Raw genomic sequence first — 18,364 nt, forward strand, 5'->3', positions numbered from 1 at the left:
GACTCGATAGCGGGGCCGCGCCCGTCCACCATGGTATGCTGTCGTTCGGATCACGCCCGCTCGTACGGTCCGAGCCGAGTCCCGTCGAGGAGATACGCCTCCCCGTCGGCGAGCGCGTCCGGCAGAAACGGGGAGAGAAAGCCGTCCGCCTCGTTGACCGCGGTCCCGCCCGAGAGATCGTTGAACGCCGGACAGACGACGAGTCGGTCGCCGACCGCGTCGTCCGTCCCGGGAAACCCCGAGGCGTCGAGTCGGCCGCGGAGCCAGACGCGCTCGGTTCGACGCCCGCCGACGGCGTCGCTCAGCCGTACGAGGGGGTGCTCGTGGGCGGTGCAGACGAGCGGCGCGGAGACGACCGACCCGGCCGGCCAGGTGTGGCCGTGAGAAAAGCCCACGTCGCCGATCCGGATCCCCTCGCCGCCGGTGATCTCGACGCCGTCGATCCCGCCGACGACCGGTTCGATTCCACCGTCGTGGTTGCCCTTCACGACGGTCGCTGGGGAGTCGGCCGTCACCGCGTCCAGTAGCTCTCGAATCTCTGCGCGCTCCTCGCGGCCGGGGTCGCCGATGCTGTCACCGAGATCCCCGAGGAAGACGACTCGATCGACCGAAACGCCCCCGAGGATTCCGAGAAGCCGCTCTCGACGACGCTTTGCTCGGCTGTCGAGTTCGACACCGTCGCGGCGGAGACCGACCTCGATGCCGGCGTGGTAGTCCGCGACCACGAGGGCCCGCTCGGTGCCGCAGTCGGCGATCGCGACGGGCTTTTCGGGGACCGGCTCGAGCATTCAGATCCGTTTCAGCGTGTCGTCGGAGGGCTCATAACACCGCCCGTTCATCAGCGCCTCCTGGATCGCGTCCTCGACGGCTTCGGGGTCAGCCCCGTACTCCTCGACGACCGCCGCGACGAGGTCGTCCCTGTCGGCACCGTCGCCGTCGTCCAGTTCCCCCATCAGCCCGATCACCACCTCATCGAGGTCGACTCCCGCTTCCGGGGTGGCGGTGTCCTCGGCGTCCGCCGTCCCGTCCGATCCGGTGGCGGTATCGGACTCGCTGGGGGCGTGGGCGGAGTCGGCGGCCGCACTTTCGGTCGGTTCTGCGGCCGTTCCCTCCGGTTCGATGTCCGCCGGTTCGATCTCGTCGGCGGTCGAAAACTCCGTCCCGAACTCGTCTTCGACCTCCCGGCGCTCCGCCTCGTCGAGTTCGAACTCGCCGGGGTCGACCGCCTCCGTATCGTCCGGTACGTCCTCGCCGACCGGCTCCGGGTCGACGTCGGGGGCGTCGTCCGGTTCGGTATCGACCTCCGCGGTATCGGCATCCGCGGTATCGACCTCCGCGGTATCGGCATCCGCGGTTTCGGCGTCCGCGCTTTCGGCGCCCGCTTCCGGCGTGGATGTCGGTTCCGACGGCGCCTCCGCGGGTGGGTCCCCCGTGGCGTCGGACGAGGACGTCGGCTCGTCGGTCGCGTCGACGAGTGGCTCGTCTGCGGCATCGGCTGTCGGTTCCGAATCCGCCGCCTCGCCCGCAGGGCCGACGTCGGTGTCGCTTCCGGCCCCGTCCTCGTCTTCACCGACCCCCGCTGCGGCCGCCGCGCTCCCGGGCGTCGGTGCTCCGGCGAGATCCACCGTCGACAGCGTACTCGCGTTACCGCCGCCCTCGCCCGGCGCGAGTTCGAGCCCGCGGACTTCCTCGCGCTCGCCCGCTACGACCCGGACGGCATCGAGGGCGACGTCTCGGAGTTCGTCGAGATACTCGGGTGTCGTGCCGTAGTAATCGAGCGCGAGCGCGACGCCGTCGGCCAGCCGTTCGTCGACGCCCGCCTCGACGAGCGCCGCCCGGAGCTGGTCGCCGACGAGGCCCGATTCGGCGGCCGAGGCCATCACGCCGATCCGTTCGAGCGTGCGCTCTGCGGCCGTCACGACCCACCGATCGCGCGTCTCGGCGTCGACCTGGCTCACCGATTCGGGACGGACCGAACTATAGATCCGGTCGCCGTCGTCGGGTTCGTAGGTCCGGGCCTTCCCCGAGAGCGCAAAGAAGCCCGGCGGGTCGGCGCGTTCGAGGACGGCCAAGGCGTCGGGCTGGTACTGGCCGGCGTACGTGACGAACGCCCCCGTCGGATCGACGAGCCGGCCGCGGACCATCTCTGGGTTGACGTCGGTCACCTCGGTGAGGACGCCGACGGCGAACAGGCGGTTGACCCGCGCGCCGGTCGGCGTCACGACGTAGTTCGGGGCGCGCTCCTCGTCGCTCTCGCTGTAGGTCAGCTCCGCGTCGTCGAACTCGGCGGCGAAGAGGCGGTAGGCGACCTCCCGACGGCCGGGCTCCGAGTCGCTCATGCGTCCACCTCCGCGAGGAACGCCGCCGCACGCGCCTCGGGGTCCTCGCTTCGCTCCTCGAACTCGGCGGCGTTGAGGTTCGCGCCGTACTCGTCGACCGACAGCGCGCCGCGAACGCGGTACTCACGGCCCGCTAGTTCCTCGGCGATCCGTTCTGCGACCACGTCCCGATCCATCGCATCGCGGGCGTGATCGAGGGCGTCGTCGAGGGGTCCCCCGTAGATCTCCGCGGTCAGTTCGCGATCGAGGATGACGGTGACGGTATCGGTGCCGTCGTCGAGGATCGCTTTTACCCGGAGGTCGTCCTCGGGGCTGACCTGTCCGTGGGTGCGACACTGGTCGTTCTGGACGACTCGACCGCACTCGGGACAGCGCTGGATGAGCCCCGAGCCGTCCCGGACCTCGATGACACTCCCCCTCAACAGGACGTCGTAGACGCCACCCGAATCGACGGCCTCTCGGACCGACATCTCGGTCGCCGAGTCGCTGACGTCGACCGCCGCGGCCGGTTCGACCGTCGAGAACGCCGTGACGTTCACCGAGGGGACGCCACGGAACTCGTCGACGTAGACGTCCTCGAGGCGCACGGACGCGCCCTCCGATATCTCGGCGTGTGGATCCCAGTCGGTGAACGGCAGCCGTGTCGTCTCGTCGCCGAACTCCCCGCTCAGGATCTCGGTCTCGCCGTCACGGCCGTCGATCGTCCGGCGCTCGACGTCGAGAACCCGGACCTCGATCGTCCGGCCGCGGTCGCCCGGTTCGAGGTCGATGAGGTCGCGCTCTCCTCCGACCTCGTAGGGGACCGAGAGTGGATCCTCCTCGAGCGTCACCGTCGTCGACCCGCCGAGGTTCAACTCCGGTTCGCCATCCCACTCTCTGACCCCGGCGTTGCCCGCGGTGATCGTATCGCCGGGCGACAGCGAAAAGTCGTTCCAGGCCGTGTAGGATATCCGCCCGGTCTCGTCGGCGAGTTCGCCCTCGAAAATCGTCTGCTCGTCGCCCTCGTATCGGATCGAGCGCTTGCCGACGGTCAACACCCGTGCGGAGACGGTCACGTTGCCCGAATCCGTGGTGATGTCGACGATGTCCGTCTCCGAGGGTGCGCCACCCGTTCCCTCCGCCCCCGAGTCGCCGTACTTACGCCGAAGGCTCTGTTTGGCTTCGTCCAGCGGCACCGAGTAGGAGACGAGTTTTTCGAGATCCGCTTTGACCTCCGTTTTGTCTACGCCGAGAGTGGAGGCGAGCTCCTCGGCCGCGTCGTCGAGACTCATACAGAGTCGGTTCGACTGCCCGTGGCAAAAGCGTTCGTGACGAGCGGTAACTGCCCATGGATCGGGGGACCGCTCGTCAGTTCCCGAGCTGTTCGGCCAGGTGAACGGTGATCGGCGCGTCGGCGTCCTCGACGAAGCGGGCGCGTTCGGCCCCCGACTCGGCGTCCTCGACGATCACGGTCGGGATCAGCCCGATTTCGTACTCCTCGACGCCGGGGCCGACCTTCGAGCCGTCGTCGGCTTTCTCGACGGGATAGTGTTCGATCGCCTCGACACCCGCCGCCTCCATCGCCGCGCCGAAATCGGGGAGCTGTGAACGACAGTCCGTACACCAATCGCCGCCCCAGACCTTCACGACGACGTCGTCCGCGACGGCTTCGAAGGCATCGATCGCCTCCTCACAGGAGTCCGCATCCCACACCGGGTTCGGGCGCATCGTTTCGAGTTCCATACCGTGGATATTCGTCGCGCACCTCTTAAGCGGCGCGCCTCCAGACCACCGCGTTCGGAGGGGCATCCACCGCCGAACCGGCCGGTACCGACGCCGAGGGAGACACCGGTCGGCCGAAGCGACCCGGCGGAAGTGACCCTGCCGAAGCGCCCCGGCCGAAGCGACCTGGTCGGGCACTCGCCAGTACCGTGTGATACCCGTCCGTCTCACCCGTCCGTGACGAGAAACGTCCGGCCGCCCCGCCGCTCGAAGTGAACCCCGTCGGCCGCCGCGGCATATCCCTCGACCTGCGTGATCGGCAGGCCGCTGATATCGAGGACGCGAGCGCCGGCGAGACCGTCGGTCTGTGGGTCGGGATGTGCGGACATACACGTCACTACACACGGGCCTAGTAAATCGGTCAGCCATGCGCGGAGTGAAAGTGAAAGTGAACGTGGACGTGGACGTGGACATGAAAGTGGACGCGGATGTGGACGTGGATGTGGACGTGGACGTGGACGTGAAAGTGGACGTGGACGTGAAAGTGGACGTGGACGTGGACGTGGAAATGAACTCGAACGTGGACGTGAGAGTGAAGCCGACCGCGGCCGGGGATCTATAGCATCGTGTCGACGCCGTCGGTCCGCTCGACGGTGACAGCGCCCGTTGCGGCGTCGACACGCATCGTCCGCCCGCACCCGCCGCCGACCTCCTCGCCCACGAGGTCGACGCCGTACTCGTCGAAGACCTCGCGGGCGGCCGCGATGTTTCGATCGCCGATCGACGCCCCGTCGTCGTCGCCGAAATCGACGACTGCAGCGCCGCCGGTCACCTTCGCCCGCAACGCCGACTCGCGTGCGCCCGCCTCACAGAGCGCGTCGACGACGGCGTCGATCCCCGAATCGACGAACCGGGCCGGCGGGCGGTCGTCGTCACCGTTCCGGCTCGGGAGCATCGGGTGGAGGAGGGAACTAAGCCCCGCGTCGGGGTCGTACACCGCGATCCCGAGACACGACCCGAGCCCGCTCGTCGTGAGGGTTCCCGCCGAGGCGACGGCGAACTCGGCGATCGAGACCTTGATGCGCTTCCCGGAGCCATTCGCGTTCTCGCTCCCGTCCCTGTTCTGACCGCGACCCCTGATCCGGTCTCCGTCCCTCCCTCGGCTCCCATCACCTCCTCGGCTCTCCCGCCCACTCCGGCCGCCGCTTTCGCCCCGGTTTCCGCCCGTCCGTCGGCTTTCGCTCCCCCCTCCGTCGTCCCCCTCGCTTCCGGGGAGCCGCGCCACAGCTCAAAACACCTCGTCGGGGTCGACGCGGGTCTGGTCGGCCCGTTCGACGAGAAGCTCCTCCAGCACCTCCCGGAGTTCGGCACCATCGGGCAGCGCGAACAGTTCACATCGGAAGACGCCGTCGGTGTCGGTCTGGATCGTCGAATCGAGCAAGAACGCGTGCTCCTGTGTTTGGGCCATCCGGCCGACGATCGGGCTCATGATCGAGGTCCCCATATCCGAGACGAACGTCGGCGGCGAGTGGTCGATCGACGATTCGAGGACGTTCGCCCAGCCGTCGATGAAGCCGCTCGTCATGATGTTCCCGAGTTCTTTCATCGCGCTCTGTTCCATTTCGCCCCACTCGCCGTCGGTCTCCATCGGTACGAGGGCGTCGACGACCGCCTCCGCGGAGGGGCGATCGAAGAGGATGGCGAGATACCCGCTCGGCTTGCCCGTATACTCCATGACCGTCCCGACGTAGCGCCGATCGCCCACCGTGGCGGGCACCGCATCGATCGGCACGAAGCGCATCCGGTTGACCTCGACGTCGGTCTCCAGTCCCGTCATCGTCGTGACGTTCTCGGCGGCGCGCTCGGCACCGGATTTCGTCATCTCGTTGAAGACTTCGAGCTTCTCGAAGGGGATCGCGTCGTCGGTCGCGGGATCCAACGCCTCGACCAACGACTCCCGCTCGGGGACGAGCAGGATGTGGAAATCCAGCGATCCGGAGGCGGATTCGACCCGGCTCCGGAAGACGAACACCTGCCCGTCGGCACCGGTCGTCTCGGCCGGCAGTACGTCGGTGCCCGAGCCCTCGACGTACGTCGGTGGCGAGATGTCGATGACCGCGTCGAGGTGGTCCGCCCAGCCGTCGATGAAGCCGCTCGTCAGGATGTTGCCGACCTCCTCGATCGAGCTTCGGCGCATCCCCTCGTCGGCCCCCGGTGCCAGCACGTCGGCGACGGTTTCGCGCGCCGCCGAATCGAACGTGAGCACCGTCTCGCCGTCGAGGGCCCCGTCCAGGCCGATCCGGACGCCCGAGAACTCCCCGCCGAGGTACTCGTATTCGAGCTCCGACGGCGCCACGAGCGAGATGTTCGTCACCTCGACGTGCGTCTCGATCCCCGTCAACGCCGACAGCGCCGTCGCCGCCGACTGTGCGCCCTCGCGGGCGAGACGGTTGTAGGTCTCCAGCGAATCGATGTCGATCTGCATCCTACCCGGCCACCACGTTCTCGATCTCCTCTAGGACGCTCGGCTTCTGGAAGGGCTTCGTGATGTACCCCTGTGCACCGGCCTGGATCGCGCTCTTCATCTTCTGTTCTTGGCCGACGCTGGTGCACATGATCACTTTCGCGCCGGGATCCGATTCGGTGATCTCGTCGGTCGCCTCGATGCCGTCCCGGATCGGCATCACGATGTCCATCATGACGAGATCGGGGTCGTTCTCGTTGTACAACTCGATGGCCTCGACGCCGTTTTCGGCCTCCCCGGCGATGGTGTACTCCTCCTCTAAGATCTCCCGCAGGAGGCTTCGCATGAATTCGGAGTCGTCCGCGATCAGGACCTTCATCTCTTCGAAGCGTTCGACCACCGAGTACGTCAAGCCGTGTTCGGGTTCAGCGCTCGAAACGGATCGGAAACGATCGGCGTTCGTCCGTCCTCGGCCCTACGTTCCGTCCGCTTCCTCGCGGATCGCGGCGACCAGCTCCGCGATCGAGTCGGTCCGATCGAGGTCGTGGGCGGCCAGAAGCTTCGCGAGGTTCGGCGTCTCGTCGGTCTCGAAGGTCGACTCCCGGAGCAGGATGTCGACGACCTCATCCGGCGGCGTCCCGTCGGTGACGTGGCCCGCGTACCACCGGAGGAGGTCCTCGAACGTCGCTATCACGTCGTCCGAGACCGTCCGGTGACGGGCGGTGTCGCCCTCGAACTCCGCGACGACATCGAGGCCGTAGCGGGCGTTCGACCGCGAGAGCTCCTCGGCGAGCAGCGTCCGGGCCGTCTCGGGGCTTGCGGGTCGGTCGGCCGAGGACCGTCGGTCGGCCGGGGACTGTCGAGTTCTCGCGGACCGATCGGCGCGATTCGGCGCGTCGGGGTCGCCTCCACTACCGGATCCGGATGCGGCGTCGGGGACGTTCGGCGGCCCGGATCCCGCCGAGACGACGTAGCGCCCCGAGTCGTCTAACTCCTCGACGTACTCGCTCTCGGAGACGTCGAGTTCCTCCGGTGAGAGTACTTTCCCCTCCTCGGCGTCGCCGCCGGTCGGCGGGGCGGGATCGATGCGAGCGTCGTCGTCGGAGTCGGGATCGTCGGGCATGGGTGATTTATACCGTGAATCTGATGCTGTCCTCGTTCTCGCGGACGGAGACGGTGACGCGGGTATCGCCGGCGGGGTCCGGTTCCGGTGAATCGACCGTCACCTCGACCACCGTCCCCGGCGGCCAGCGGTCCGTCGTGCCATCGTCAACACGTACCACGGTGTCGGGGCTATTAAATGACCCTTCGATTAGTACGTCGATAGCGCTGGCGTTGGCGCGTAACTCCGTCCCGCCGGTGTTCTTGACGTAGAGGGTGAGTGCCCCCGTACCGGTATAGATGGAGTCGGGACTCCCGGTGTCGCTTACGATCCGGATGTCGGTGTCGATCCGCTCCTCGGCGGCCTCGCTTTGATCCGAGATCGACGTGCTGACGCGGTCGACCTGCGTGACGAGCGTGCCCGCGACGCCCGCCGCCACGACGATACTGGCGATAAAGATCACGAGATGGGAGGCCGAGACGCCACTCATCGCCGGACACCTCCGGGCGTGATTGTGGCTTCGAGGGGCGCTTCGGTCGTAATGTGGGTGTTTCGGGTCATGGCTCTGTTCAGGTTTCGGCCGCGAATTCGAGAGAGCGTTCGGTTCCTTTCGCCGAGATCGTGAGACGGTTACCGCTACCTGAGAGTGTATCGGTCCTTTCGATAATAATCTGCAGCACTTCGCCCTCTGCCCAGACGCCGTCGTCGGCGTCGTTTTCCGAACCGATCGTCAAATCGCTACTGACGACGTACTGTCCGTTCACCAATACGTCGATATCGTCCGTCTCGCTCGATAACGCCGCTGAGCCGGTGTTTCTGACGTAAAACGTGATCTGTGCTGTCGGCGTTCCGGGTTCAGTATAGAACTTCGACCCCCCGCCGTCGTTCAGAATCTCGAAGTCGGCGTCAATCGATTCGGTGATCGCGTCGCCTTTCGTCTCCGCCGAGTTCGAGATGTCCCCGACGGTCGCGACGAGCGTCCCGGCCACCCCGGCGGCGACGAGGATCGAGGCGATGAAGATCACCAGCGTGGAGGCCGAGACGCCGCTCATACTACCCCGATTCCGTCGCTTATCGTCTCCGCGATGCCGTTCTCCGTGACGACTTTCACGCGCGCCGGTTTCGTTGTTTCGCCGGTGACCGTGACGGTGGCCGTATCGCCCGGAAGCCACAGTCCGGTCCCGGTGACGCCAGCCTTGAGATCACCATCGACGAGCACACTGGTCCCTTCGAGCGTCAGCGTCGTGCTGCCGGTGTTCTTCAGTTCCAGCGTAAGTTCCTCCGCGCTCTGGTCGTACGTCGCCGAGGTGATCTCGAACTCCGTGTTCAGCGCGTCGATCCCTCTATCGACTTGCTCGCCCTGGGAGTCCGCCAGCGCGCCCATGCTGCCGACCAGCGAGGGCACGGCGATGCCGGCGGCGACCATCACGCCGACGAAGATGATGACCGCAGAGCCGCTGACGCTAAAACCCACGTCGCCCACCCCATTTATAAAAGAGTCGCGGATCGACGGACGGGCGTCTGACGGGCCTGGCGTCCGTCGGGGTGTCGTCGGGTCGGCTCATTCGAGTAGCGTGGAGCGCGGTACCTGCCGGTGGGCGACCGGCCTGCAGACCGGTCGCCGCACTCGTCTATTGCTTCTCCCGTGTCGTACTAAATCGGGCAGTCGGTTTCAGCCCCCGAAACGGCGGGGAATATCGGGGCGGCGGAGCGGGCTGTATATATATAAGGGCAGGTCAGCGTGAGGCGGACGCGGCGTCTTCGAGTGCCTCGGCAGCGCTGTCGGGGAGCGTTCCGAAGCCCTCGCGCTTTCGGGGTTTGAGGCGCTCGTAGACCTCCTCCCGCAGGCCGATCGTCTTCGTTCCCACAGTTGTGTACACGAACACGAGTACGCATCGACCTAGGGGGAACGAACGGCTCATACCACCGGCCTGCAGCCCACCATACGGGACTTGACCACTCTTATCCTGCACAGCGATGCGTCCATTACATCTATTACAACAGATTACATACCGACGAGCATGCCGATCGATATCGAACGCTTCGAGACTGATCCTGAGGAGGAGCTGAACGCTCAGGGTCGCACGAACGCGGCGGCGGTCCTCTCGTTTCTCGCCTCCTCTCCCGATCGAGCGTACACGCCGAAAGAGATTCACGAAGCGACTGGTCTCCCACGCGGGAGTGTCGGCGTCGTGCTCTCTCGGTTGGAAGACCGCGGGCTCGTCCGGCACCGGGGTGAATACTGGGCGATCGCCGCCGATGAGGCCGTGGAAAAAACGCTCAGTTCGATGCGGGCAGCCCAGGCCGCGACCGATCGGTTCGGGCCGGAGGATCCCGAGGAATGGGGACCGGGGGTCGAAGACGACGAGGAGACGTGAATGAAGGCCACCCAGGGGGATGTCTGGTGGGGGCCAGCACCGCACAAGTCCGATCCCGCGTACCGACCGTGGCTCGTCGTCAGCGACGACGCGCATCCGTTCGCCAGCGAGGAGTGTATCGTCGTCGGAATGACGACACAAGGGCATGCAGACGGGATCAAGGTCTCGAACGAGGCGTGGGTTCGCGGCGGTTCGGAGCAAGAGGCGTACATCTCCCCGTGGTACGTGACGACGATCAAACACCAGGACACGGAGAACCGACAGGGTGAGCTAGCGGAGCGCCTCGTTGTTGAAGCGATCGAGGCACTGCATCGCTACACGCCGATACGGAGCTGATATGTGTGTACGTCACTGTTGACCGGCCAGGCGGCCGGTCGCTGTACTCGTCGATTACTTCTCCCGTGTCGTACTACATCGGGCAGTGGTTTCAGCCCCCGAAACGACGGGGAATATCGGGGCGTGGGGGAGCGGAGCGTTTATAAATAGTGTTCGGTCAACGCGACGCGTTGGCCGCGTCTTCGAGTGCCTCGGCAGCGCCGTCGGGGAGCGTTCCGAAGCCCTCGCGCCAGTCCGTCCGGCGCTCCTCGACGAGTCGGTCGACGAGGTCGCTGAAGCTCTCGTCCTCGCGCTTGCGGGCCTTCAGTCGCTCGTAAACCTCCTCCCGCAGGCCGATCGTCTTCGTTCCCATACGTCGTGTTTGTGTGTATATATACAAATGCGTATCGCCGCGAGAGGCGACCTACCACGCCCGATACACGCAGAGAGATGTCCGGTGGGGGCCAGCACCGCACAAGTCCGATCCCGCGTACCGACCGTGGCTCGTCGCCGGGCGGTACCGGTGGTTCGGTCGAAACGGTTACGTATATTCCCATCTAAAGTGGGAATATGTCCAGGGTAGATTCGAAAGGACGGATCGTCCTCCCGAAGGAGGTCCGCGAGCGTCTCGACATCACGCCCGGTACCGAGGTGGAAGTACACGAGGAAAACGGGAAAGCGGTCGTCAAACCCGAGGTGGACCCCGACGACATCCTCGAGCGGATGGAGCGACTGGTCGCCGAAACCTCCGCCGGCGAAAACGAGTCGCCGCCGGCCCGAGACGCTCCCGATCCGGTCGCTGAAAAACACAGGGACGCGGTCCGACGAGGGGCGGGACGGGACGACGATGCGTGACGGCGGGCCGTACCTGCTCGACGTCGGTGTGATCGCCCTCGCACACGCGAACACCCCGGTCCGGGAGGCTGCGCTTCCGTACGTCCGCGAGGCCGTCGCCGGCGCTATCGACGCCGTGGTGCCGTATCCCGCGGTGGTCGGCGCACACGCGGTGTTGACGGCGTATTACGGCTACTCGAACGAGGACGCGTCCCGACTGCTCGGGAACTTCCTCGACGCGAGACGGATCCACTGGTGTGACGGCCCCTCGGAGGGGGCCGTTCGTGGCGGACTCGCCCGGGCGGGCGAGGCGAACGTCGGCGGGTGGGACGGCTACTACGCGCAGGTGGCGATCGAGGAGGGCGTCGAAACCGTGGCGACGGTCGACGACAACTTCGAGCGCTTCGACGCGTTCGATACCGAGGTCATCCTCTCCGCCGAGGAGTTCGTGGAGTTGGATCGGTTTCTCGGTGGATGAGTCGCGTGGTTGCGTCCGAAGCGCCGTTCCGTGGGTGAAGCCGAGGCGGGGTTTCTTGAGGGTCACGATCACGAGGAGTACCCTCCGGTGCTCCGGATCGCCTCGGAAACCGACCACGAGCACCGAGGGGGAGTTGCAAGCCGGGGGCGTACGAACGCGGCGGAGGGCCTCTCGTTTCTCGCCTCCTCTCCCGGTCGAGCGTACACGCCAAAGGAGATTCACAAAGCGACTGGCCTCCCACGCGGGAGTGTCTCTCTCGATTGGAAGACCGCGGGCTCGTCCGGCACCGAGGTGAATACTGGGCGATCGCCGCCGATGAGGCTGTGGAAAAAACGCTCAGTTCGATACGGGCAGCCCAGGCCACGACCGATCGGTTCGGGCCGGGAGACCCCGACAAATGGGGACCGGAGACCGAAGACAACGGGGAAAAATAAATTAAATTCCAAATTTCCCTACATCTCGCATTCGATCTCGATTCGGTTACATCGCTACTTTTTGTCCGTCTCGGTTTTGTTCGACTCGGAGTCGCCGTCACTCTTGAGTATGAGCGTCTGTTTCTATCGTCTCGCTTATCCGCCCCCCCAGACTCGTTGGCATCCATCATGTCGTCGAGCTACCGCTGTGCCCACTCGGCGTCTGCGTACCTGGCCATCAGGGACTCCGCCCGGGCAAGCCCCCCAAGGCGGTCGACTGCCCACCTGCGGTCGATACGCTTGATGAACGTCATCTCAACCTCCCCGAGGTTGTCGTTCAGCGGCTCCAAACTAGACTCGTAGCCGACCCGGATGAGGCCGTCTCTCAGTTCCATTCCTGACGATGACGCCGCGAGATTCAATTTTGGATCGGAGTTCTGTCAGATGATCGGTCTCGTCTAAACAGCCAACAGACGCGGCAGCGAGAAACGAACATCGGTTCATACAGTATAAGAAGGTCTCAGGGTATATAATGAAAAGTGGTATTTCGGTGTTCAAACCGCGTTTATAACCGCCGCTGCACGGTTGAAGAAAGCAAAAAGGTAGATCGGTAGATTATAGCCAGACATCTTTACTACCGTTAGAAATATCTGAGCCTACAAACTGACTCCCTGTCCTTCTTCAATTATTTCCGGAACATTTAGTCGTACAGTACTCTGGCCACCCGAAGCAGTTGTGATGGTCACTTGTGCTTCATCACCGGACGTAAGCGGAAGATCATTAATTGGATTACTATCAACCGAACCACCGGTGCCAAATGCGTCAATAGCTCCTTCAGAACCATCTGTAACAAGGAATAAAGACACACGGTCTGAGCTACTAGCGAGTTGACCATTACCGGACGGTCCAGCATCAGACCCAAGAGCCGCACTTGAGCCTAACGCTCCCGTGATACTACCTGACGACTGGAAGGCTGAAGCAGCAAAACTTGATTGCACGATTGGGACCGTGTCAGCGGAACCGCTTCCAACGTACTCAACAGTCCCAGAGGTGAGGTCAATCGGGTCAGATCCAGGGGTCAAACTCAATCGCAATTCAACGACCTGAATTTCAACATTGGAACTGTCGTCGGTGACGACTTCAGCACTGGCGCTACCCACTTGGACTCCATTCGATACCTGATTTGTGCTTTCTTCGCCCGTTGCCTCTGCTTGACTTTGCAGGAACCCGGCAGTGTTGATCAGCACGCCTGCCGCGATTGCCGCCACCAGCACAAGCGCGATGAACACGATGAGGGTACCAATCCCCACCTGACCGCGGTCCTCCGCTTTTGATTCGTTTCTGAACATGATTTACACTTTCTCCGGGAAGTCGGGTGATTGACCGACACGGAGCGTTTTGAATGTTTGCGCACCGCTAGCCGTCGTGAGTGTCAATTCTACCTCATCACCGGCACCAAGAGAAGTTAGTGCAGATGTCATATCGATTTCAATCTCGTATACGTCTCCTTGACTCTCTAATACGTTATTACCAGTAGTTTCTGCAGTCACAGCGCTGATACCGTTGGCGCCGAGATTGCTATCACCGTTTAGTGGATCGTTATCAAGTGTGGTAGTAGAGTCACCAACAAGCTGTATTTCGGCATCATCGAGATTGACTGGGTCCGAACCGGATCGAAGTGAAACTGTCAGTGTGACCGTATCGCCACCACTACTGGCAACTGCTGATGTAACATCGACACCGTTCGACACCTGATTTGTGCTTTCTTCGCCCGTTGCCTCTGCTTGACTTTGCAGGAACCCGGCGGTGTTAATAAGTACCCCAGCCGCAATTGCCGCCACCAGCACGAGCGCGATGAAGACGATGAGGGTACCGATCCCTACCTGACCGCGGTCCTCCGCTTTTGATTCGTTTCTGAACATTGTTACAGACTCACCGCACCTCCATGTCCTTCAAGCGGATCGGGGACTCTAAGAACAGTCTGGGTCTGGCCACCGTTACCAGCCGTGACCGTCACCTCAATCTCGTTACCGGGTTCTAGCCCATTAGTACCCAGAGAATCTGTGCCAACAGTTTGAAGCTGGGACTGACTGATCGCAATATTCGCTCTCTCAGTTGAGTCGCTTAGTGTGTTTGAGCTAGGCGTGAGCGTCGTTGTGCCTCCCGGACCAATCAACTCAACTTCCGCATTACCGAGATCAATCGCATCAGATCCTGGTGCAAGGCCCACGCGAATGGTTGCAGAGTCTACGACAGCAGGACTACTGGTGACAGTCCCGGTCGCGCCAAAGACCTGCAGCGAATCACTCACCTGACTCGTACTTTCTTCTCCCGTTGCCTCTGCCTGTGATTGCAGGAACCCGGCGGTGTTGATCAGCACCCCAGCCGCGATCGCCGCCACCAGCACGAGGGCGATGAACACGATGAGGGTGCCGATCCCCACCTGACCGCGATCCTGCGTTTCTGTGTCTGTGTCGAACATGCTTTCTATTGCACGCCCGCCGACCCCCCTCGCTGGGGATGCGCCTCGGACGTTATCGGAGTCTACAGACCTATTCCCCCTAAAAGCGCGAGCGAACTCCACCCGCGTATTCGGTTTCGAATTGGGGAGTAACTCGGAAGCAAGGTTTATATATATCGACGCTGTCCCGGACGCCTCGGCGGGGGTCGGAAATCGGTCGGGCGGCCGTGTGGGGGCTACCGAGTCCGCTCCTTTTCGACCTGCGTCGCCATCGCGAGATACACCGCGATCACGAGAAGCACCACCGCCCCCGCGCCCGCGACGCCGAGGGCGTCCGCGCCGAGGAACATCGGCTCGTCGCGGGAGACCGGAAGGAACGTGTGATGGAGGTCCCCGCGGACCGGGACGAAGTAATCGACGGTCGTATCGAGGGCGTACCACGCCGTCGCGACGCCGACGCCCGCCGGCGAGAAGTCGGCGATCCGGTGTAACACGAACGCCTGTAACACCATCGCGGCGTGACTCCAGATCAGGAACTGCCGCATCACCGGATGCAGGTAGCTGAACTCCGCCCAGAAGGTGAGATGCATCCAGACGGTCCACCCGCCCAGGACGACGTTGCCGAAGAACGCCAGGGCGATCAGCCACTCCCGTGGGTGGCCGAGTTTCCACGTCGCGAGCGCGAGGGCGATGAGCAGCGTCGCGACGGGGCTGTCGGGGACGAAGAGCCACATCTCGGCCGGCGTTCGGGCGAACTGGAAGCCATAATAGTAGAAGCCGAAGGCCGTCCCCGCGAGGTTTACGAGGACGATCGGCCAGACGAGGTTCAACGCGAGGTTCTCGATGGACGCCGGCAGCGGCGCGACGTAACGGGGGAGATCCTCGCGGGGGACGTCGGATTCGAAGAGCCCGCGGGCGTTCATACCGACCACTCCGGGCGGGCGAATAAAAACACCCCCGAGAGCGGCCGGCGGCCGATCGCGGCCCGTTCGGCGAACCGACGGTAAATGACCGGGGGGAACGACACGGATTAAGTGTGTTCGGCCCCAACCAAACGGCATGAGTGAAACGGACCTCGAGGAACTCAAGCGTGGGACGGACCTCGTAAAGCGTGGTTTCGCGAAGATGCAGAAGGGCGGCGTTATCATGGACGTCGTCACGCGCGAGCAGGCCCGCGTCGCGGAGGACGCCGGCGCTGTCGCCGTCATGTCGCTCGAAGCGGTCCCCGCCGACATCCGCAAGCGCGGCGGCGTCGCCCGGATGGCCGACCCCGGCGCCCTAGAGGAGATCATCGACGAGGTCTCGATCCCCGTGATGGGAAAGGCCCGTATCGGCCACACTGCCGAGGCCCAGATCCTCGAGGCGACCGGCGCGGACATGATCGACGAGTCGGAGGTCCTCACCACTGCCGACGAGCGATACCACATCGACAAACGGGCGTTCACGTCGCCGTTCGTCTGCGGGGCCAGAAACCTCGGGGAGGCGTTGCGCCGGATCGACGAGGGCGCGGCGCTGATCCGCACGAAGGGCGAGGCCGGGACCGGCGACGTAAACCAGGCCGTCACCCACCAGCGCAACATCCAGCGCTCGATCCGCAAGCTCTCGGGGATGGAATACGAGGAGCGCGACGAGTGGGCCAGAGAACACGAAGCCCCCCGCGATCTCGTCCACGAGACCGCTGACATGGGCCGACTGCCGGTCGTCAACTTCGCCGCCGGCGGGATCGCGACCCCCGCCGACGCTGCGCTCATGATGCAACTCGGCTGTGACGGCATCTTCGTCGGGTCGGGCATCTTCGGCGCGGAGGATCCCACCGAGATGGGGACCGCGATCGTCGGGGCCGTCAACAACTACGACGATCCGGAGAAACTCCGCGACATCGCCAAGGGGATCGGCAAGGGCATGAAAGGCCAGGCCAACGAGACGATGCCCGAAGAGGAGAAACTGCAGGGTCGCGGTGTGTGAGTAGCTCCGGGACGCTCGGCCCGAGCCATCTGTCCCCCCGAGGCGCGGAGACCGGTCTCGCCGCACGCTCCGAAGCTTCTAATCGGTCGGGACCGAATCGGTAGATATGCCTCGGCTCCCGGGAATCGATCCGCCCGAACAGGTGGTCTGTCACGTCGACATGGACTGTTTTTATGCGGCCTGCGAGCGCCTCCGGGACCCGGCCCTCGAGGGCGAACCGCTCGTCGTCGGGATGGGCTACGAACCGGGGGAGACACACGGTGCCGTCGCCACCGCGAGTTACGAGGCCCGCGAGCACGGAATCGAGTCCGCAATGGCGATCTCGGAGGCGCTAGAGGCGTTGCCACGTCGCTCGGACGCGGACGCGGATGGCGACGGACAGTCGGGGGTTTATCGCCCCGTCGATATGCCGTTCTACGAATCCGTCAGCGAGACGGTCCGATCCGTCCTGTCGGCGGCGGCCGAGACCGTCCGATACGTCTCGATCGACGAAGCGTACCTCGATCTCGGCGACGTCGAGTGGACGGCCGCCGAACCGATCGGCCGATCGATAAAACGGGCGATCGAAGCCGAGGCCGGCGTCGTCGCTTCGGTGGGGATCGCTCCGGACATGACGACCGCCAAACTCGCCTCCGACGCCGATAAACCCGACGGGCTGGTGGTCGTCAATCCCGATACCGTCGGATCCTTCCTCGCGCCGATCCCCGTCGAGGAGCTCCACGGTGCCGGTCCCGTCACGGCCTCCGCGCTGCGTGAGATGGGCTTCGAGACCGCAGGCGAGATCGCCTCGGCTCGGGAGGCCGTCTTCGTCGACGCGTTCGGTGAGCGGGGGCGGGATCTCTACGCGCAGTCCCGTGGCGAGGACGACCGGGTGGTCGAGCCGAAGGGCGATCCCAAGAGTCTCTCGAGTGAGTCGGCGTTCACCGAGGCGACCGGGGCCGCCGAACGGAAAAAGACGAAGGTACGCGACCTTGCGGACGAGGTTACCGGGCGTGCAAGCGCGGAGAACGCGCTCTATCGGACGATCGGAATCAAAGTCGTCACGCCGCCGTTCGAGGTCAACACCCGATCGCGGTCGCTCTCGGGACCGGTAGACGATCCCGGATTGGTCGAACGGGTCGCGATCGAGTTGCTCGCAGAGTTCGACGCCGAGCCGGTCCGAAAACTCGGCGTCCGGCTGTCGAACCTCTCCTTTGACGACCGCGACCAAGCGACCATCTCCGAGTGGGCCGGGACCGATGCCGACGGTCGTTCCCCCACCGTCCGTGGCCGAGACCGCGACCGAAGCGGCGGCGAGCAGGCGGAGCTCTCGTGGTTCGAGTGATTCGACTCGAAGGAGCAAACCACCGACGAGCGACCGGGAGACGGCGTGGCCGGGACACGAGGGCGACCGCCCTATGAGGCCGCGGATAGGTTTTTGCGCCCCAGGCCCCCAGCGCGATCATGAACCACCTCGCGGAAGTCGAGGACGGGCGTTGGCGACTCTCGAAACACGCACACGTCGTCGTCCACGAGACCGAAGACGGGAACGAACTCCTCACGGTCTACGACTGCGGCGCCGCACAAAAACCCCCCTCGGCACAGGTGATCGGCAACCTCGTGCGCGTCGACGCGACACACGAAATCGTCAGACAGCCAACCGGGTACATCGCCAAGTTACGCGAGCGTTCGACGCTCGAACGCCAAGACGATCACCACTGGATCGTCCGGAGCCGATAGCGAACAGGCGGAGCATCCTCTCTCCGGCGTCGGCGCTCCGCACGACGGTCTCGACCGGTCGCCGGGGGCTGTCATCCCACAGGGTCCGTAGCCGCGTACTCGTATATAAAATCGTGTGTCGATCCTGCCCCGTGCGTGCCCATCGCCTCCGTCCCGTGCGTGCCCATCGTCTCCGCTCGATCATCCTCGCAAGCC

General features: G+C 64.5%; 27 protein-coding genes. 8 read left to right on the top strand and 19 right to left on the bottom strand.

Features of this window, described 5'->3' with window-relative positions:
* Positions 1–50: 50 nt before the first annotated feature.
* The 5 genes from HZR14_RS08440 to HZR14_RS08460 form a co-directional block, all read right to left on the bottom strand.
* Entirely contained in the window at positions 51–788 is a 738-nt protein-coding gene (locus HZR14_RS08440) for a metallophosphoesterase (protein WP_181692426.1), read from the bottom strand.
* Positions 789–2,339 (bottom strand): hypothetical protein, encoded by a 1,551-nt coding sequence (locus HZR14_RS08445; protein WP_181692427.1) that lies wholly within the window; start codon positions 2,337–2,339, stop codon positions 789–791. It abuts the gene before it with no gap.
* Complete coding sequence (locus tag HZR14_RS08450) at positions 2,336–3,610, bottom strand: Single-stranded DNA binding protein (RefSeq protein ID WP_181692428.1); 1,275 nt, start codon at positions 3,608–3,610, stop codon at positions 2,336–2,338. Before HZR14_RS08450 ends, HZR14_RS08445 begins: the two co-directional genes overlap by 4 nt.
* 76 nt (positions 3,611–3,686) lie before the next feature.
* The gene (locus HZR14_RS08455) at positions 3,687–4,061 is read right to left on the bottom strand and encodes a thioredoxin (protein ID WP_181692429.1); all 375 of its coding nucleotides are present in this window, start codon (positions 4,059–4,061) and stop codon (positions 3,687–3,689) included.
* Between the two features lie 206 nt (positions 4,062–4,267).
* A complete protein-coding gene (locus HZR14_RS08460) occupies positions 4,268–4,429 on the bottom strand; it encodes a hypothetical protein (RefSeq protein ID WP_181692430.1) in 162 nt (53 codons plus the stop codon).
* A 59-nt stretch (positions 4,430–4,488) separates the two neighbouring features.
* On the opposite strand from HZR14_RS08460, the gene HZR14_RS08465 reads away from it, so the two are divergent.
* Positions 4,489–4,662 carry a hypothetical protein gene (locus HZR14_RS08465; protein ID WP_181692431.1) on the top strand — a complete coding sequence of 58 codons (174 nt, stop codon included), beginning with the start codon at positions 4,489–4,491 and terminating at the stop codon, positions 4,660–4,662.
* On the opposite strand, the gene HZR14_RS14590 is transcribed toward HZR14_RS08465, so the two are convergent.
* The 8 genes from HZR14_RS14590 to HZR14_RS14190 all read right to left on the bottom strand — a co-directional run bounded on the left by HZR14_RS14590 (position 4,657) and on the right by HZR14_RS14190 (position 9,474).
* The gene (locus HZR14_RS14590) at positions 4,657–5,325 is read right to left on the bottom strand and encodes a chemotaxis protein CheD (RefSeq protein ID WP_370464970.1); all 669 of its coding nucleotides are present in this window, start codon (positions 5,323–5,325) and stop codon (positions 4,657–4,659) included. The genes HZR14_RS08465 and HZR14_RS14590 overlap by 6 nt on opposite strands.
* Positions 5,326–5,328: 3 nt before the next feature.
* On the bottom strand, positions 5,329–6,525 hold the full coding sequence (locus HZR14_RS08475) for a chemotaxis protein CheC (protein ID WP_181692432.1): 1,197 nt from the start codon (positions 6,523–6,525) through the stop codon (positions 5,329–5,331).
* 1 nt (position 6,526) lies between these two features.
* Positions 6,527–6,883 (bottom strand): chemotaxis protein CheY, encoded by a 357-nt coding sequence (gene cheY / locus HZR14_RS08480; RefSeq protein ID WP_181692480.1) that lies wholly within the window; start codon positions 6,881–6,883, stop codon positions 6,527–6,529.
* Positions 6,884–6,979: 96 nt separating this feature from the next.
* Positions 6,980–7,627, bottom strand: a complete 648-nt coding sequence (locus HZR14_RS08485; RefSeq protein WP_181692433.1) for a DUF7500 family protein — start codon at positions 7,625–7,627, stop codon at positions 6,980–6,982.
* Between the two features lie 7 nt (positions 7,628–7,634).
* The gene (gene arlG, locus HZR14_RS08490; protein WP_181692434.1) at positions 7,635–8,096 is read right to left on the bottom strand and encodes an archaellum stator protein ArlG; all 462 of its coding nucleotides are present in this window, start codon (positions 8,094–8,096) and stop codon (positions 7,635–7,637) included.
* Between the two features lie 79 nt (positions 8,097–8,175).
* Positions 8,176–8,658, bottom strand: coding sequence for an archaellum stator protein ArlG (gene arlG, locus HZR14_RS08495; protein ID WP_181692435.1), 483 nt, complete (start codon positions 8,656–8,658; stop codon positions 8,176–8,178).
* On the bottom strand, positions 8,655–9,080 hold the full coding sequence (gene arlF / locus HZR14_RS08500) for an archaellum stator protein ArlF (RefSeq protein ID WP_181692436.1): 426 nt from the start codon (positions 9,078–9,080) through the stop codon (positions 8,655–8,657). Before arlF ends, arlG (HZR14_RS08495) begins: the two co-directional genes overlap by 4 nt.
* Positions 9,081–9,342: 262 nt before the next feature.
* Positions 9,343–9,474, bottom strand: a complete 132-nt coding sequence (locus HZR14_RS14190) for an antitoxin VapB family protein (protein ID WP_220132497.1) — start codon at positions 9,472–9,474, stop codon at positions 9,343–9,345.
* A gap of 153 nt (positions 9,475–9,627) precedes the next feature.
* Here HZR14_RS14190 and HZR14_RS08505 point away from each other — a divergent pair, with 153 nt between their 5' ends.
* A complete protein-coding gene (locus HZR14_RS08505; protein WP_181692437.1) occupies positions 9,628–9,984 on the top strand; it encodes a MarR family transcriptional regulator in 357 nt (118 codons plus the stop codon).
* Positions 9,985–10,320 (top strand): type II toxin-antitoxin system PemK/MazF family toxin, encoded by a 336-nt coding sequence (locus tag HZR14_RS08510; RefSeq protein WP_181692438.1) that lies wholly within the window; start codon positions 9,985–9,987, stop codon positions 10,318–10,320.
* A 157-nt stretch (positions 10,321–10,477) separates the two neighbouring features.
* On the opposite strand, the gene HZR14_RS08515 is transcribed toward HZR14_RS08510, so the two are convergent.
* A complete protein-coding gene (locus tag HZR14_RS08515; RefSeq protein ID WP_181692439.1) occupies positions 10,478–10,672 on the bottom strand; it encodes an antitoxin VapB family protein in 195 nt (64 codons plus the stop codon).
* A 197-nt stretch (positions 10,673–10,869) separates the two neighbouring features.
* Here HZR14_RS08515 and HZR14_RS08520 point away from each other — a divergent pair, with 197 nt between their 5' ends.
* On the top strand, positions 10,870–11,154 hold the full coding sequence (locus HZR14_RS08520; protein ID WP_181692440.1) for an AbrB/MazE/SpoVT family DNA-binding domain-containing protein: 285 nt from the start codon (positions 10,870–10,872) through the stop codon (positions 11,152–11,154).
* The gene (locus HZR14_RS08525) at positions 11,147–11,611 is read left to right on the top strand and encodes a type II toxin-antitoxin system VapC family toxin (protein WP_181692441.1); all 465 of its coding nucleotides are present in this window, start codon (positions 11,147–11,149) and stop codon (positions 11,609–11,611) included. The genes HZR14_RS08520 and HZR14_RS08525 overlap by 8 nt, the downstream gene beginning before the upstream one ends.
* Before the next feature lie 613 nt (positions 11,612–12,224).
* Here the strand turns inward: HZR14_RS08525 and HZR14_RS08530 are convergent.
* The 5 genes from HZR14_RS08530 to HZR14_RS08550 all read right to left on the bottom strand — a co-directional run bounded on the left by HZR14_RS08530 (position 12,225) and on the right by HZR14_RS08550 (position 15,408).
* On the bottom strand, positions 12,225–12,419 hold the full coding sequence (locus HZR14_RS08530; RefSeq protein WP_181692442.1) for a hypothetical protein: 195 nt from the start codon (positions 12,417–12,419) through the stop codon (positions 12,225–12,227).
* Between the two features lie 261 nt (positions 12,420–12,680).
* A complete protein-coding gene (locus HZR14_RS08535; protein WP_181692443.1) occupies positions 12,681–13,373 on the bottom strand; it encodes a flagellin in 693 nt (230 codons plus the stop codon).
* 3 nt (positions 13,374–13,376) lie between these two features.
* Entirely contained in the window at positions 13,377–13,946 is a 570-nt protein-coding gene (locus tag HZR14_RS08540) for a flagellin (RefSeq protein WP_181692444.1), read from the bottom strand.
* Positions 13,947–13,948: 2 nt separating this feature from the next.
* Positions 13,949–14,506, bottom strand: coding sequence for a flagellin (locus tag HZR14_RS08545; protein ID WP_181692445.1), 558 nt, complete (start codon positions 14,504–14,506; stop codon positions 13,949–13,951).
* A 215-nt stretch (positions 14,507–14,721) separates the two neighbouring features.
* On the bottom strand, positions 14,722–15,408 hold the full coding sequence (locus HZR14_RS08550; RefSeq protein WP_181692446.1) for a DUF1405 domain-containing protein: 687 nt from the start codon (positions 15,406–15,408) through the stop codon (positions 14,722–14,724).
* 136 nt (positions 15,409–15,544) lie between these two features.
* Between HZR14_RS08550 and pdxS the strand changes: the two genes are divergently transcribed.
* The 3 genes from pdxS to HZR14_RS08565 all read left to right on the top strand — a co-directional run bounded on the left by pdxS (position 15,545) and on the right by HZR14_RS08565 (position 18,169).
* Complete coding sequence (gene pdxS, locus HZR14_RS08555) at positions 15,545–16,450, top strand: pyridoxal 5'-phosphate synthase lyase subunit PdxS (protein WP_181692447.1); 906 nt, start codon at positions 15,545–15,547, stop codon at positions 16,448–16,450.
* A gap of 106 nt (positions 16,451–16,556) precedes the next feature.
* Positions 16,557–17,774, top strand: coding sequence for a DNA polymerase Y family protein (locus HZR14_RS08560; protein WP_181692448.1), 1,218 nt, complete (start codon positions 16,557–16,559; stop codon positions 17,772–17,774).
* A 119-nt stretch (positions 17,775–17,893) separates the two neighbouring features.
* Complete coding sequence (locus HZR14_RS08565; RefSeq protein WP_181692449.1) at positions 17,894–18,169, top strand: hypothetical protein; 276 nt, start codon at positions 17,894–17,896, stop codon at positions 18,167–18,169.
* Positions 18,170–18,364: the final 195 nt, after the last annotated feature.

Source organism: Natronomonas salinimetallica (assembly GCF_013839515.1).
Lineage (GTDB): Archaea > Halobacteriota > Halobacteria > Halobacteriales > Haloarculaceae > Natronomonas.

Excerpts from the sequence above, each read along its gene's own strand:
- HZR14_RS08530 (WP_181692442.1), bottom strand. The coding sequence starts at position 12,419 with ATGGAACTGAGAGACGGCCTCATCCGGGTCGGCTACGAGTCTAGTTTG.
- HZR14_RS08550 (WP_181692446.1), bottom strand. The coding sequence starts at position 15,408 with ATGAACGCCCGCGGGCTCTTCGAATCCGACGTCCCCCGCGAGGATCTC.
- HZR14_RS08485 (WP_181692433.1), bottom strand. The coding sequence starts at position 7,627 with ATGCCCGACGATCCCGACTCCGACGACGACGCTCGCATCGATCCCGCC.
- HZR14_RS08520 (WP_181692440.1), top strand. The coding sequence starts at position 10,870 with ATGTCCAGGGTAGATTCGAAAGGACGGATCGTCCTCCCGAAGGAGGTC.
- HZR14_RS08515 (WP_181692439.1), bottom strand. The coding sequence starts at position 10,672 with ATGGGAACGAAGACGATCGGCCTGCGGGAGGAGGTTTACGAGCGACTG.
- HZR14_RS08475 (WP_181692432.1), bottom strand. The coding sequence starts at position 6,525 with ATGCAGATCGACATCGATTCGCTGGAGACCTACAACCGTCTCGCCCGC.
- arlG (WP_181692435.1), bottom strand. The coding sequence starts at position 8,658 with ATGAGCGGCGTCTCGGCCTCCACGCTGGTGATCTTCATCGCCTCGATC.
- HZR14_RS08450 (WP_181692428.1), bottom strand. The coding sequence starts at position 3,610 with ATGAGTCTCGACGACGCGGCCGAGGAGCTCGCCTCCACTCTCGGCGTA.
- pdxS (WP_181692447.1), top strand. The coding sequence starts at position 15,545 with ATGAGTGAAACGGACCTCGAGGAACTCAAGCGTGGGACGGACCTCGTA.
- HZR14_RS08505 (WP_181692437.1), top strand. The coding sequence starts at position 9,628 with ATGCCGATCGATATCGAACGCTTCGAGACTGATCCTGAGGAGGAGCTG.
- cheY (WP_181692480.1), bottom strand. The coding sequence starts at position 6,883 with ATGAAGGTCCTGATCGCGGACGACTCCGAATTCATGCGAAGCCTCCTG.
- HZR14_RS08510 (WP_181692438.1), top strand. The coding sequence starts at position 9,985 with ATGAAGGCCACCCAGGGGGATGTCTGGTGGGGGCCAGCACCGCACAAG.
- HZR14_RS08535 (WP_181692443.1), bottom strand. The coding sequence starts at position 13,373 with ATGTTCAGAAACGAATCAAAAGCGGAGGACCGCGGTCAGGTGGGGATT.
- HZR14_RS08440 (WP_181692426.1), bottom strand. The coding sequence starts at position 788 with ATGCTCGAGCCGGTCCCCGAAAAGCCCGTCGCGATCGCCGACTGCGGC.
- HZR14_RS08545 (WP_181692445.1), bottom strand. The coding sequence starts at position 14,506 with ATGTTCGACACAGACACAGAAACGCAGGATCGCGGTCAGGTGGGGATC.
- arlG (WP_181692434.1), bottom strand. The coding sequence starts at position 8,096 with ATGAGTGGCGTCTCGGCCTCCCATCTCGTGATCTTTATCGCCAGTATC.
- HZR14_RS08445 (WP_181692427.1), bottom strand. The coding sequence starts at position 2,339 with ATGAGCGACTCGGAGCCCGGCCGTCGGGAGGTCGCCTACCGCCTCTTC.
- HZR14_RS08525 (WP_181692441.1), top strand. The coding sequence starts at position 11,147 with ATGCGTGACGGCGGGCCGTACCTGCTCGACGTCGGTGTGATCGCCCTC.
- HZR14_RS08560 (WP_181692448.1), top strand. The coding sequence starts at position 16,557 with ATGCCTCGGCTCCCGGGAATCGATCCGCCCGAACAGGTGGTCTGTCAC.
- HZR14_RS08540 (WP_181692444.1), bottom strand. The coding sequence starts at position 13,946 with ATGTTCAGAAACGAATCAAAAGCGGAGGACCGCGGTCAGGTAGGGATC.
- HZR14_RS08455 (WP_181692429.1), bottom strand. The coding sequence starts at position 4,061 with ATGGAACTCGAAACGATGCGCCCGAACCCGGTGTGGGATGCGGACTCC.
- HZR14_RS08460 (WP_181692430.1), bottom strand. The coding sequence starts at position 4,429 with ATGTCCGCACATCCCGACCCACAGACCGACGGTCTCGCCGGCGCTCGC.
- HZR14_RS08565 (WP_181692449.1), top strand. The coding sequence starts at position 17,894 with ATGAACCACCTCGCGGAAGTCGAGGACGGGCGTTGGCGACTCTCGAAA.